The sequence below is a fragment of the Mucilaginibacter sp. SG538B genome (assembly GCF_013376065.1).
Lineage (GTDB): Bacteria > Bacteroidota > Bacteroidia > Sphingobacteriales > Sphingobacteriaceae > Mucilaginibacter > Mucilaginibacter rubeus.
This window is the reverse complement of sequence record NZ_JABMJI010000005.1, coordinates 339,021-353,151: the sequence shown is the minus strand read 5'-3', so window position 1 is coordinate 353,151 and position 14,131 is coordinate 339,021. Positions and strand designations below refer to the sequence as shown.

Genomic DNA, 14,131 nt, shown 5'->3' with positions numbered 1-14,131 from the left:
AAAATAGAAATCTCCTGGTTAATTGCAAACTCTTTTTTAAAATTACATTAAGCTTACCCGTTTAATTTAGAATGATTATGCATAATAAGTATTTTTGTAAAATGGCTGAGCAATTGATAGAACTAAATGTGACCGGCATGCATTGTAATAATTGCGCGATGTCCGTCCATAAATTCCTCGAAAAAAAAGGTTTACACAATATCCTGGTTGATTTTGCCGGCGAAGAGGTAAAATTTTCAACCAACGATGACACCCGGCTGCCTGAAATAAAAAAAGGGATAGAAAGTTTAGGTTTTAAAGTTGTCGAGGATCTCAGCACCCATTCGGTACCGTTTTACGAACGGGTAGAAAACAAATTTATCTTCTGCGCCATCTTTACCGCACCACTTTTGCTGCACATGATATTACCCTGGCATTTTCTACATCAGCCCATTATTCAATTGTTATTATGCCTGCCGGTTTTTATTATTGGGTGTTTGCATTTTGGTAAAAGCGCCATCAGCTCACTTAAAGGCGGCGTTCCTAATATGGATGTGCTCATTTTTGTGGGTTCAACGTCGGCATTTGTCTATAGCTTTATCGGCACAATACGTAACCTGGGGCCACAATACCAGTTTTATGAAACCTGTGCCACCATTATAACACTGGTACTGCTGGGCAATGTGTTTGAAAAACGCTCGGTAAGCCAAACTACTTCAGCAGTAAAAGATCTGATCAAGTTTCAGCAAGTAAATGCTAACCGGATAATAAACGGCAACGTTGAGGTAATTAATGCCAAAGAAGTGCGCGCTGGTGATACACTGCTCATTAAGCAGGGCGATAAAATACCTGTTGACGGCGAAATCCTTTCGGGCGAAGGCTCGGTTGATGAAGCTATGCTTACCGGCGAAAGCATCCCTGTTGAAAAACAAAAATATGATAAGGTTATTGGCGGCACTATATTAATTAACGGCAATTTCCACATGTTGGCAACCCGTGTTGGGTCAAATACCATCCTCGCCCAAATTATCGACCTGATGAAAAAAGCCCAAGCGGCTAAACCACCTGTTCAAAAACTCGGTGATAAAGTTGCGGCTGTATTTGTCCCTGCGGTAATACTGATAGCATTGATCACCTTTATGCTTACTTACTTTGTTGGCGGTTCGGGTTTACAACATGCTGTCATGAATGCAATTGCTGTGCTGGTGATATCTTGTCCATGTGCCATGGGTTTAGCCACGCCCACCGCTGTTATGGTTGGCTTGGGCCGGGCAGCCAAGAACGGCATCCTGGTAAAAGGCGGAGATACGATTGAAACCGTTACTAATACCAGATATGTAGTGTTTGATAAAACAGGTACCCTTACAACCGGCAAGTTTACCGTTAATGAGATCAGGATTGAGAATGCTGCGGATATAGAACACATCAGGGGCATGATCACTGCTATTGAGGAACGATCTAATCATCCTATAGCCAAATCGCTTGTAAACGGTTTAAAAGGATTACCTCAGCAAAAGCTCATTTTAAAATCGGTTAAAGAAGAAAAAGGCCTGGGTATGCGTGCCGAAGATATCCACGGCAATAATTACTTTTTGGGTACAGCGAAAACCAACCATCAGGCCAATTTCAACATTGTGCTATATAAAAACCAGGTACTGATGGCCCAAATTGCTGTCGATGATCAGGTAAAACCTGAAGCCGCCACGCTTATAACTCAACTTAAACAAATGGGTATTATCCCGGTACTGTTGAGCGGTGATAAAAAAGACCGTTGCCTTAGCGTAGCTCATCAATTAGGTATCACAGAGGTTCATGGCGAAAAACTTCCCGAAGAAAAACTGAAGGTGATTGACATTTATAAACAAAAAGGTAAAACCATTATGATAGGTGACGGCATTAACGATGCGCCTGCCCTAACCCATGCAGATGTTGGCATATCTATGAATGACGCCAGTCAGGTGGCAATTCAGTCGGCCAGTGTGGTACTATTAAATACCGACCTACAGTCGGTGATTAAGTTTTTGCAGATCAGCAGGCATACGCTGCTTACCATAAAACAAAACCTTTTCTGGGCTTTTGCCTATAATATCATAGCTATCCCGGTGGCGGCAATGGGTTTCCTTAATCCTATGGTTGGCGCACTGACCATGGCATTTTCGGATGTAGTGGTGATAGGTAATTCATTGAGGTTGAAGATTAAAAAGATTGATGGTCGATAGACCATAGTCCATAGTTTTATTTGCTTTAGATCAATGCAACGTATGATTTAAAGTTTCTTACTTTTGCCATGGACTATAAACTATTGTCCATGGACTTAAAATATGATCGAGATTTTTACAGACGGGGCTTCAAGCGGAAATCCGGGACCGGGTGGATACGGTGTGATCTTGCGTTCTGGACAACATTACAAAGAGCTTTCGGAAGGGTTTCGCAAAACCACCAATAACCGAATGGAGCTACTTGCGGTGATCAAAGGCCTGGAAGCGCTGAAAGCGCCCAATCAAAATGTAATGATCTTTTCCGACTCTAAATATGTTATTGACGCTATCGAAAAACGCTGGGTTAACGGCTGGGTAGCCAAAGGCTTCGCCGGCAAAAAAAACAAAGACCTGTGGATGCGCTATTTAGAGATCAGCAAGCTTCATAAAATTAGATTCACCTGGGTACGTGGCCATAACGGACACCCTGAAAATGAACGCTGCGATCAACTGGCTGTAGCGGCAGGTAAACGTCCTCCCCTGCTTATCGACTCTGTTTTTGAGGCGGAGAATGCAAGGGCGGGGATGGTGTAATTGTATTACAACCACTCACCTAATCAACTCAATCAACCAATCACTTTACAACGCCAATTCAATTATCTGCAGATCCTGGATCTTATCGCCATCGACATTAAACCTTAACAGGGTACGCACCTTATGCCAGCCCTGCTTGCCTGCCGCGCCGGGGTTCATATGCAAACAATTGATCTTTTTATCAAACATCACTTTTAAAATATGCGAGTGCCCGGTGATAAAAAGCTTTGGCGGATTACTATAAATCTCGGCTTTGATATTTTGGCTGTACCTGCCGGGATAGCCCCCGATATGGGTCATCCATACATCTACTTCTTCGCATTTAAAGCGTAAATGTTCGGGGTAAACAATTCGTACATCTTTATCGTCGATATTGCCATATACACCTTTTAAGGGCTTGAAAGCGGCAAGCTTGTCGGCAAGTTCAATAGTACCGAAATCACCCGCATGCCAGATCTCGTCGCAATTTTCAAAATGTTTAAAAACGGCGTCGTCGAGGTAGCTATGAGTATCAGAAATCAGGCCTATGCGGGTCATGGGGTAAAGATACGTAGTAAGAGCTAAGAATTAAGATGCAAGAATCAAGATAGAGGCTAAAATATCGTCAGGAAACCCTTTAGCACTTCACGGTATGTTTCTGTGTATACTTTTGGCTCGTTGTAGATCACAAATTTATCGGCTATCGTCTGCGTGTCGTTTTTTCCAAAAGCAAGAATTTCCCGGTGTGCGGCATCATTCTTAAAGGAGTGTATACCGATCGTTTCTTGCAGATAAAGTCCGTTTTGCGAGGCGAGGTCTTTCACCAATACCGAAGTATCTGTGGGCAGTATCAGCCAACAAGTACCCTGCTCTGTGAGCCGGTTTGCCACCGATATGATCAATCTTTCAAAAAAGCCTTCATCAGCATGCTTGGCCAGATTGGTCTTTGCTCCCGGTGATTGCAGGGAGTTAATATAAAACGGCGGATTTGATACAATGAGGTCATATCTCTTTCCAGGATAATCTTCAAAAAACTGTTCAAATCCATTTGCATAAAGTGTTAATCTGTTTTTAAATGGCGAATTGCTGAAATTGTTTTTCGCTGTTATAGCCGCCTGCACATCAATTTCAACTGCGTCTATTTTGGCCCCGGTAAAACGCTGGGCAAGCATCAGGGCGATTACGCCAGTTCCGGTGCCAATATCAAGTATGCTTAGCGGATTTCCTTCGCCGGCAATGGCGCCCAGCAATACACCATCGGTATTGATCTTCATAGCACAGCCGGTTTGGTCAACGCTGAATTGTTTGAAACGGAACATGAGGGCGAAGTTAGAGTTTAAGGGGAAAAACAAGATATTTCTGCTAAATAACTTACATCGTCGCCCTCTTGGCCGGGCGAGGGCCAGTTACTTTACCTTAGATGCAAAGTAACCAAACATCAAGGCAAAAAAATGCTTCAACCCACAGGCCATACTCCCTGGCCCGCTTTTTTGCCGGGCCTTTACCCGCTTTCGTTTTGGGATTTATAACATTATTTTATTTGCCCAAAGATCCATCCATTCATGAAGTCGTAATTTCTTTTCTTGTTTCTTGGCTCTCACTGTCCTGAATCTCCTCCCCTCCTCGTCAGCAGGTAAGCTTCGGGAGAAAGCGGGCAGAACAATGGTGGCCTTGTGCGGCTGCAGGGGCATAGCAAGTTTTTGCAGAAGCATTGGGCACATGCGAAGCGGGGCAAAATAATTGCAGCCCGTGGTTATGCCCGGTTTGCAGGGCAAATGCCAAGCAAAGGCAAGTGGGCAGGCCAGTGCGGCAAAGAAGCCTCCCTGCTGACTTGACTTTTTGGTTACTTTTGTGTCAAGACAAAAGTAACAGCCATCCCGCGGCAATTGAGCGGGCCAATGATTGTTAATACCAACAAAAGCTATTTAAAAACGAAGCAGACTTGTCCTGTGGGATCGCCGAAATAAATTCGGCACGACTACCTAAATTAGATCTCATACAACTCCAGCGGCAAACCATCCGGATCGGCAAAAAATGTAAAGCGTTTGCCCGTAGTTTCATCTACACGAATAGGTTCAATATCCACACCAAAAGATGAGATATGCGCTACCGCCTCATCCAGATCATCAACCTCAAAAGCTAAATGCCGCAGACCTGCCGCTTCGGGGCGCGACGGGCGCGCGGGAGGATCAGGAAAAGAAAAAAGCTCGATCTGGTAGAGGTTACCCAATGCCAGATCAAGCTTGTATGATTGTCGTTGTTCGCGGTAAACTTCGCGGACTATTTTTAAGCCGAGTACCTCTGTATAAAACCGCTTGGATTTTGCATAATCCGAACAGATGATAGCTATATGATGTACCCGGTTAAGTTTTAACATTATTCGCCTAAAATACCGTGAAGGATGTTAGCATGAACCATTTTCAGGTCGGTAACATGACCGAAGGCTTCTTCATCAACAGTTAAACCACCGTTGGTTACAGTGCCCAATAAGGTAAATTCAACCTCACTGGTAGCCATCACCTCAACAAAGCGCTCCTCCTCTTCGGGTGCAACACTTACCACTACCCTGCCTTGCGCTTCGCCAAACAGGAAGGCATCTTTACGGATACTGTCATCAGTAGCTATATCAAAACCAAGACCGTTAGGCATGGCCGACTCTAACAGGGCAATGTATAACCCACCATCTGCAACGTCATGGGCCGATTCAACCACTTTGTGTTTGATCAGTTCCTTAACGGTTTGCTGCATATCGTACTCTTTATCGATATCGAAATGCGGCGCAGGCGCTTTGGTTATTTTATGCCATGAAGCAAGGTATTGTGATGACGCGATATCATTAACCGATTCACCGATCAGATAGATCAAATCGCCAGGCTGTTTAAAGTCGGCGGTCATGATGTTTTCAACGTTGTCCATCACACCTAACATACCAATAGTTGGCGTTGGGAATACCGAACCACCATCGGCCGACTGGTTGTAGAAACTCACGTTACCGCCGGTAACAGGGGTTTCAAATTTGCGGCAGGCATCACCCATACCTTTAATAGCGCTTACAAACTGCCAGTAAACTTCAGGAATGTAAGGGTTACCAAAGTTTAAGCAGTTGGTAATAGCCACAGGCTCGCCACCGGCACAGGTAATGTTACGTGCTGCCTCGGCAACAGCAATGGCAGTACCTTTGTATGGGTCGGCATATACGTAGCGCGAGTTACAGTCGGTAGTTAATACGATAGCTTTGTCGGTATCTTTAACGGCAACAACAGCAGCGTCGCATGAGCGGTTAGCAGTCATGGTTTGTACACCTACCATGCTATCGTACTGGTCGGTTACCCAACGTTTTGAAGCAATATTAGGGTGCCCAACCAAATGCTCGGCAACCTCAACAAGGTTTGCTGGCTCGGCAACGTCGTCGATATTAAATTTCTGGTTTTCGGCAAAGTATGCAGGCTCGCGGTATTCGCGCTGGTAAACCGGGGCACCGCCGCCTAATACCAGATCATCGGCAGGTACATCGGCAACTTTTTCACCGTGCATGAAGTACTCTAAACGTTTGGTATCAGTAACTTCACCAATAATGGCGCAGTTAAGGTCCCATTTGTCAAAAATGTCTTCAACCTCTTTTTCGCGACCTTTATGAACAACGATCAGCATGCGCTCCTGTGATTCAGAAAGCAGGATCTCATAAGGTTTCATGTTGTCCTGGCGGGTTGGCACTTTATCCAGGTCTATACGCATCCCGTGCTCACCTTTGGCACTCATTTCTGAGTTTGAGCAGATGATACCGGCAGCGCCCATATCCTGCATACCAACAACGGCGCCGGTTTTAATAACCTCAAGGGTAGCTTCCAGTAACAGTTTTTCCTGGAAAGGGTCGCCTACCTGTACGGCAGGAAGATCGTTCACCGAATCTTCGGTAATATCTTTAGAAGCAAAGGCGGCACCGTGGATCCCGTCTTTACCTGTAGCCGAACCAACTATATAAACCGGGTTGCCCACACCGTATGATGTAGCAGAAACGGTTTCGCCGGCCTTAACAATACCGGCCGACATAGCATTAACCAGCGGGTTAACATTATAGCAATCGTCAAAAAACAATTCGCCGCCAACGGTTGGGATACCGAAAGCGTTACCATAGTGGCTGATACCTTTAACCACACCTTTAACTAACCATTTGGTTTTGTCGAGGGTTAAATCGCCAAACCGTAATGAGTTAAGCTGTGCGATTGGCCTTGCGCCCATGGTGAAAATATCGCGGTTAATACCGCCCACGCCTGTTGCAGCACCTTGATAAGGTTCAAGGGCCGAAGGGTGATTGTGCGATTCGATTTTGAAGGCGCAGCCTATGCCATCGCCAAGGTCAACCAGACCGGCATTTTCTTCACCTGCCTTAGCCAGCATCCGCGGACTATCCTTTGGTAAAGTTTTAAGCCATGTAATTGAATTTTTATATGAGCAATGCTCGCTCCACATAACCGAGAAAATAGAAAGCTCGGTAAAGTTGGGCACACGCCCTAATATTTCATTTATACGTGCAAATTCTTCGGGTAAAAGGCCCAGATCTTTAGCGGTTTCAACGGTGGTTAATTCCTGGTGCTCCAATGTAATATTGTTTTATTTGAAAGGATGCGCAAAAGTATGAAAAAAGGCGGAAAGGTGAAAGGGAGTTTAGGTTTAGGTGAAAGGTAAAAGCTGAAAGGCGAAAGGTACGAGCGGATGATTGCATAAGTTAAGGCATTCAATTGTAACAAAGCGGCTGTCCCAATTTTTTGATTCCCGAAAAAAAAATAAAAAAATCTCCGGCGTCTTTTTTTAAAAATGGGCATGTTCCAAATTTTAAATGTGAAAACGTGGGACATCCTTTTATTGAAACACGCTAATAATCAACCAACTACCATTTTACCCGAAACACCATTAAATAACTCATAATCAGCGAATAAAACTTTTATGAGTAAAAAATGGGATCAAATCATCAATTTTTCATCTTCCATTTATTTCACTCATTTTTTATGGTTTTTTGGAGATTTTCTGCAATCAGCGCTTTAGTTGCAAATGGTACTGACAGAATAGCGTCACCATTATTAAGGTTTAAAATTGTTAAATTATCGCATTTGATTTTTACCGTATTCATCATTGCTGGCTTATACCTTGCATGTGGGCCACAAGGCACAGCCTTGCGGCAGCGTTTTTAATCTTTTTGCTACCGCAGGCCTGTGCCCTGTGGTAAATATGCTAAGTCTTGAATTTGCTTGCGGTAGCGGGGGCTAAGTTTCGTTTTCCTTTTGTAAATTAATAATTCTCGTTAGTATCATCAGACTTCTAAATAATGTGGTTGCTATTATTACCAACCCCAGTACGTTTGAAAAGAATACATAAATCGCGAGCCGTTCCGGTAATAATAATTTTAAAGAGAACCCTAAAACCGCAATAAAAATAAGTGATTTTATACAGCCCTTAAGCAGGTCTGTAGTTTGAAAATAGAGATGCGTAGAAAAGAATAAATCAAATAAAGGAACCGCCTCATTATCTTGACCATTTGGCAATTTTGCTCCAGTTTTAAAAGTAATCAATACAGTTAGTAGAGTTAGAACAAACCCTGCAAGCGTCAATGAAATTGTTGACAAATCTGTTATAGTTGATATGCTGCTTGTTGATTCAGGCAATTTGATAACGTCAAAATGGTATAATCCAAATAGCAGTCCACTAATCACACTTCCTACAAAGTAGTCAATAAGTAAAGGATGCTTAAAATACCAATTAATCATAAATTGAATGTTTGAATAAATGCTTCAAAATCAGCTTCAATTAGGTTGTAATATTTGGACGTTGTCATGTGTTCATCCCTGTTAATTTTTACAACTATTTCTCGCTTGCCCTTTATCAAATTGAAAACCTCATCTTCTCCATCTTGATTTACAAATTTGATTTCAAACTCCTCAATCTGATCAATGTGCTGTGGTTGATCTTGGCATTTTTTTAATAAACTTTTGATAAAAGATGTCGCTTCTTTATTTAAAAGCTTGCTTTTTACATTTGAACCAGGAGTTTGAAACATTGCTTCAACCCTCATAAAGGTTGGTTTAAGCCTTTGAGCCATCACTGCAAAATCAGATATAAAACCATTTTTTATATCGTTATCCATTTGAGCGATGCTTTGAGGGCGTAACTTTATTTCGAAGTTTAAAACGTTTTGCAAGTGTTCTAACGTGATATCTATTGGAGCATACAAACACGTTGTTGTTTGACAACCTTTTGAATATCTTAACTCCATTGATAAACTCCTAAAATAAAATTCTATATCGCTTATTCTTGGTCCATCATTGTTAAACTGTGCGCAAATAATAGCTGGACTTACACTATAATCGATATAAAAATGCGTTACTGTAGCAATAAGCCCTGTAGCTGTATCGAAAGGCACTAATTCAAAAGTATCTTTTGGCTTAACCATTAAAGATTTATCTTTCAAAAGAGCTATAGAACATTTGAATTTTTTGGTACGAGGAACCCTAACCGGATTATTCATGAACATCTCACGTCTTTCCATTTCAGGCTTGCCCTTATTTCTATCTATAGCATAAGCCTTACCGGCCACAAACTCTTTATTTAAAAAATTAAGCGTATCAAAAAGGATATCATTTGTTTTCTTTTGAGAGCTTGCAAAAGGAATGAATTTTATATGGTGTAAATAAAACTTAACTTCCTGTAAGCTTTGAATGGGTTTAGGCGCTGCTGGCATTAATACAATATTAATTTAAACCAAAATGCAACAAACAATTGGCATTTGCAAATGTGCTTGTAACGTCTTTAATAAAGAAGCTAATTGAATTCAAAGAAAATTCTTTATTAAAAACTTTTACTGGCGCGAGTATGCAGCGTAGGGAAACGGCGGTCGGGTACTCATGACTTTTCTAAATGTATCAAGCTCATTTTATAACTTACCTTGTATAAAAGGCTCGAGTACGCTACGCTTTTGCCGATGCTACATACTCGTGCCAGTTGGGGAATACATCTGCGTCAGCAAAAATGTAACCAATCATAAAATATTATTTGCGTCTACACTATAACCAGCTGCCTTAAGTTCTTTAACTATGGCAAATTTCCAATTCCCATTACCATCAATTGGAACGTAAACCAAACCGTATATATCGCTTGGTAGCTCTACTCCAGCAGAGTATAAAGGCAGCACTCTTGGTCGGCCTAATTTGCCTATAAAATAACCTAATTCAAGAATTACATTTTGCCTGGCTCTTTTATTAAGCTCTATTTGAGTTTTGGCTTTACCTTCATCATCGTCAGTTAAAAGTATAATTGAAAAACCAACATTAGAATGTTCTTCAAACTTTTCAATTAACGTTTTACCTGCGTTCGGCTGCTCATGTAGAATTATTGGTTTTAAACCTAATCGTTCGACAGTTCTTGCGACTGAATTCAATACATCGGTGTTATGACCGTGTACAATAAATACTTCCGGACCTGTATATGCTTCTTGCGTAGCATCTTTTGCTAAAGCCGTAATCTCGACGTCTGATTTAAGTAAATCCACCCGTTCCAATAAGTCCTGCAAATTTGCGACTTTATTTTTTATATCTTGCTTAAGCCTTATAAGCCTCTCCTCTGGGTGTGAGCCACCACCGAATATTGAAAAGTTCACGTGATCATAACTAATCTTATAACTGTTACCTTCATTATTAAATGAGTTTTTCAACAATTCGGAGTTATATGAGTCCCATTTATAATATTCTTCTGAATGAGCTTCGAGTTGTTCTACCGTGCTGATGATTTTATCATAAAGACTCTGGCCTATTTCTATCCTATTCAATAATTTAGAGGTAAATTCAGATTTAGAAATAATTAGCGCGTCTGGTTCTTTGGACGGAACATTAACTTTTTTTGTTGCCATGATTGGGTTTAAGTAATTAGGTCAATAATTACAAATATTAATAAACATAAGTATATATTTTAATATTTCCGATCATTTAAACTTATTTTCCTCTACTGGCAGACATGTACCCACTATCGCGATTATGCAGCGCCGGGAAAAAGCTTGGCTTGCTCGGCCCTATAATAACAATTGCCATTCCCCCAACAAATCCCTAATTTTATTCAACCAATTATCAAACTGAACACGTCTTACAAGAATCTCCACCCTTCTGATGCCAGGCAAATCACACAGCGGATATGTTGATTAGAATAGTGAAGAGTTATTAGGCACACGCAAAAGGCATCTACCGGCAAACACCAATTAAACCCATGTCAATATTTATAAAAATCGTATCGACAGCGTTGCTTATTATAAGCACAGAGAATGCTTTTGCCCAAGCCGGTAGCCCATCCTCGTCAAACATCAGTTCAAAGCAGGTTATCATTTACCGGTACAATCCGCACCACAAAAAAGACCATAAGGTTAAGGCCATAGCACTTTTGGCGGCTAAGTGTTATTACTTTAAAAAAGTGCCGCATGTGCAAATAGGCAAACCTTTATCAGCCGAAAACGGCAAATACATAGCTGATGCTACCATGAACAACTTCATGAGCAAGCTGACCGCCAAAAATTTTGAAAATATCAACAAGCGGGAATGTAATTGCGGCGGCATCAGTGAGGAAACCTATGTTGTAGAGATAAACCCCGACGGGCAAGCCGGTAGCCGAAGGATTTTCTATGTTCCCGTAGTTAGTAACTGCCCGGCCAATTCGCCATGCGCGGTTATTGGCGCTATTACCGGCTTCTTTGTAAAACTGAAGCAAAAATAAGTCATCCCCCACCGGTCTCCCACCGGCGAGGGACTGCAGCCACTTAACTATTAACTAACTATTTAAGAAACAGATCTCCTGTAGCCCAGGTTGGGTTTTTGGCGAACGCCTTCCAGAAGATCTGATCGAGGGCAAAATCGAAATTAGCTTTGAAACTGCGTGTGTTGGTCAGGATCACAAAATTAAACCCGTTACCCAAACGGGCTTGTTCTGTAGCCGTACCCGGCAAGCTTCCCTGGTGAAAATAGCTATCGCCTGCAATGGCCCAGCCGCAACCATAGCCGGCATTGGCCGTTGAGCCGGTATACATGGTGGTTAGCGAAGCCGAGGTAAGGATATCTGGCCTTACAGGAAATTTATCAATATAAACAAGGAACCTGGCCAGGTCGGCAGCGGTAGCAACCCAGCCCCCGTGCGCATCCATCCGCGTAATATTATAAGCATAAGGATCCTCTCCGGATTGACCGTAATAGGTAACTTCTTTGGCCTGTTTATCGGCCAGTGTGTTACCGCCAATGGTCATATCCGTAATTCCGATTGGAGTTAAAACCAACGTTTTTACAGCTTCAGCATAGGTTTGCCCGGTAATTTTTTCTATTACACGCCCCAATATGCAATATCCAAAGTTAGAGTAGTCGTACCTGGTACCTGGTACATGATCGAGCGGGCGGTTATCTAAAGTCCAGGTAATGAGCTGTGCCGTCGTCATTGTCGGGTTACTGAACATCGGGTCATCTGTTTCATTCCCCCAGCCGCCCGAGGTGTGGTGCAGCAATTCATCAACCGTAATATCGGTAATGTGTAAGCCATAGGCTTTAGTACCATAGGTTTTACCTAAAATAGCGCCATCGCCAAATACTTTGTCCGATAGTTTTATTTTGCCCTGCTCAAGCAGTTTCATGATGGCAACCGCCGTGAATTGTTTTGAACAGCTGGCCAACCGGTAACGGTCGCTAATAACAGCTTTGGTACCTTTAGATTTATCGCTTACGCCGTAAGCTTTCAGGTAAACCAGCTTTTCGCCTTTGGTAATCGCTACAGATACAGCCGGTACATCATAAGTAGCCATAAAGGTATTTACCTCATCATCTAAAGCGGCAACAGCAACTTTACTGGGGGTTAGGGTATCAATAATGGTACCCGTTCCTCCACCTGTACCTGTACCTGTACCGGTGCCTGTACCCGTTCCTTTACCGGTTGTATCTGCACCGTTGTTTGTTTTAGTTACAGAAGGCGCATCCTTTTTGCAGGCGGCAAAAAGCAGCAGACCTGCAATAGTAATTAATTTACTGACTTTCAAAGCATTAAACGATAGGCTATAAAGCCCGAATGGATAAGTGTTTTTCATAGGGTATTTAATGGATATTAGGTTTAGTGTAAATTGCAGGCTTTGCTGCCGGGGCTATAACGCAAATGCAATTAGCTTACAAAGCTACATTACCGGTAAAAAAAACACTTACGCGTATGTTGCAAATACTTTTGAGTTTGTTGCATTTTTGTTGCAGCACCATGCGCGCATAAATAAATCCCTTCACCTTTAAAAGATTGATGAAATGAAACGAACGCTTATCCTGTTATTATTTTTCTGCAACGCTTTAATAGTCCAGGCGCAAAGAGTACTGGAACCATCAGCAGCAAAGCACCCGGAATGGACCCGCTCTTTTCCGCCTTTTCAAATCGCGGGCAATCTTTATTATGTGGGCACTGCCGATCTGGCTTGTTATCTCATCACCACTTCAGCGGGCAATATCCTGATCAATACCGGGCTTGCGTCTTCCGAACAGCAAATCACAGCAAATATCAAGACCCTGGGCTTCAAGGTTTCAGACACAAAAATTCTTTTAACAACGCAGGCACACTTTGATCACATGGGTGCGATGGCGGCAATAAAGAAGATCACAAAAGCCAAAATGATGGTAGATGAAGGTGACGCGGCGGTAGCAGCCGACGGGGGGCTTTCCGATTATGATCTTAAAGGGGATGTGCGCACATTCAACCCTGTAAAAGCAGACCGTATTTTACACAACGGCGATAGTATTAAGCTGGGTAACATGAAACTAACCATACTTCACCATCCGGGCCATACCAAGGGGTCTTGCAGCTATTTATTTGATGTAAAAGATAATAAACGAAACTACAGGGTTTTGATCGCCAACATGCCCACTATCGTTACCGATAAAAAGTTCACAGATATACCTTCTTACCCTAACATCGCTAAAGATTATGCGTATACCTTAAAAGCAATGAAGGATTTAAAATTTGATATCTGGTTAGCATCCCATGGCATCCAATTTGATCTCCTCAGCAAGCACAAGCCCGGCAGCCCTTATAATCCGATGGTTTTTGCTGATAAGAAGAATTACTACGATGAAATAAATGAACTGCAGGCTGAGTATGATAAGAAAATGGCGGTAAAATAATTTGGAGGGGATCGTTTACTGGTCGAAATTTAGCAACGGCGCAACATCAAATATGAATATCAAGCTGCATATCTGAGGTATGCAAGCGAGGCTCCCGCAAGCGTCTTTGATTGTGTCCCGCGTTCGGGTCATAAATATGCATAGCATATATATTTTCAGTAACTATTTTGTTATTCTGCTTTGAAGTAAAGTGTTTTATTGTAACTTACGGTA

12 protein-coding genes are annotated in these 14,131 nt (G+C 42.2%); 4 read left to right on the top strand and 8 right to left on the bottom strand.

All coding sequences use genetic code 11. The features are described from left to right. Window positions 1-101: 101 nt before the first annotated feature. Complete coding sequence (locus FHW88_RS25070) at window positions 102-2,198, top strand: heavy metal translocating P-type ATPase (protein ID WP_176628371.1); 2,097 nt, start codon at window positions 102-104, stop codon at window positions 2,196-2,198. A 102-nt stretch (window positions 2,199-2,300) separates the two neighbouring features. Then, a complete protein-coding gene (gene rnhA / locus FHW88_RS25065) occupies window positions 2,301-2,771 on the top strand; it encodes a ribonuclease HI (protein WP_176628370.1) in 471 nt (156 codons plus the stop codon). 45 nt (window positions 2,772-2,816) lie between these two features. Here rnhA and FHW88_RS25060 read toward each other — a convergent pair whose 3' ends face one another. The 7 genes from FHW88_RS25060 to FHW88_RS25030 form a co-directional block, all read right to left on the bottom strand. After that, window positions 2,817-3,308, bottom strand: a complete 492-nt coding sequence (locus FHW88_RS25060) for a metallophosphoesterase family protein (protein WP_176628369.1) — start codon at window positions 3,306-3,308, stop codon at window positions 2,817-2,819. Between the two features lie 56 nt (window positions 3,309-3,364). Beyond that, a complete protein-coding gene (locus FHW88_RS25055; protein WP_176628368.1) occupies window positions 3,365-4,069 on the bottom strand; it encodes a tRNA1(Val) (adenine(37)-N6)-methyltransferase in 705 nt (234 codons plus the stop codon). 668 nt (window positions 4,070-4,737) lie between these two features. After that, the gene (locus FHW88_RS25050) at window positions 4,738-5,127 is read right to left on the bottom strand and encodes a VOC family protein (protein WP_176628367.1); all 390 of its coding nucleotides are present in this window, start codon (window positions 5,125-5,127) and stop codon (window positions 4,738-4,740) included. Beyond that, window positions 5,127-7,349 (bottom strand): phosphoribosylformylglycinamidine synthase subunit PurL, encoded by a 2,223-nt coding sequence (purL, locus tag FHW88_RS25045; RefSeq protein WP_176628366.1) that lies wholly within the window; start codon window positions 7,347-7,349, stop codon window positions 5,127-5,129. The genes FHW88_RS25050 and purL overlap by 1 nt, the downstream gene beginning before the upstream one ends. 662 nt (window positions 7,350-8,011) lie before the next feature. Then, window positions 8,012-8,512 (bottom strand): hypothetical protein, encoded by a 501-nt coding sequence (locus tag FHW88_RS25040; protein WP_176628365.1) that lies wholly within the window; start codon window positions 8,510-8,512, stop codon window positions 8,012-8,014. After that, window positions 8,509-9,483 (bottom strand): hypothetical protein, encoded by a 975-nt coding sequence (locus FHW88_RS25035; RefSeq protein WP_176628364.1) that lies wholly within the window; start codon window positions 9,481-9,483, stop codon window positions 8,509-8,511. The genes FHW88_RS25040 and FHW88_RS25035 overlap by 4 nt, the downstream gene beginning before the upstream one ends. A 297-nt stretch (window positions 9,484-9,780) precedes the next feature. Further along, window positions 9,781-10,647: a TIR domain-containing protein gene (locus FHW88_RS25030; RefSeq protein WP_176628363.1), complete on the bottom strand. Its 867-nt coding sequence runs from the start codon at window positions 10,645-10,647 to the stop codon at window positions 9,781-9,783. A 350-nt stretch (window positions 10,648-10,997) separates the two neighbouring features. Here FHW88_RS25030 and FHW88_RS25025 point away from each other — a divergent pair, with 350 nt between their 5' ends. Further along, window positions 10,998-11,498 carry a hypothetical protein gene (locus tag FHW88_RS25025; protein WP_176628362.1) on the top strand — a complete coding sequence of 167 codons (501 nt, stop codon included), beginning with the start codon at window positions 10,998-11,000 and terminating at the stop codon, window positions 11,496-11,498. Between the two features lie 58 nt (window positions 11,499-11,556). On the opposite strand, the gene FHW88_RS25020 is transcribed toward FHW88_RS25025, so the two are convergent. Further along, window positions 11,557-12,846 carry a serine hydrolase domain-containing protein gene (locus FHW88_RS25020; RefSeq protein ID WP_176628361.1) on the bottom strand — a complete coding sequence of 430 codons (1,290 nt, stop codon included), beginning with the start codon at window positions 12,844-12,846 and terminating at the stop codon, window positions 11,557-11,559. A gap of 205 nt (window positions 12,847-13,051) precedes the next feature. Here FHW88_RS25020 and bla point away from each other — a divergent pair, with 205 nt between their 5' ends. Then, window positions 13,052-13,918, top strand: coding sequence for a subclass B3 metallo-beta-lactamase (bla, locus tag FHW88_RS25015; protein WP_176628360.1), 867 nt, complete (start codon window positions 13,052-13,054; stop codon window positions 13,916-13,918). The last annotated feature ends 213 nt before the right edge of the window (window positions 13,919-14,131 follow it).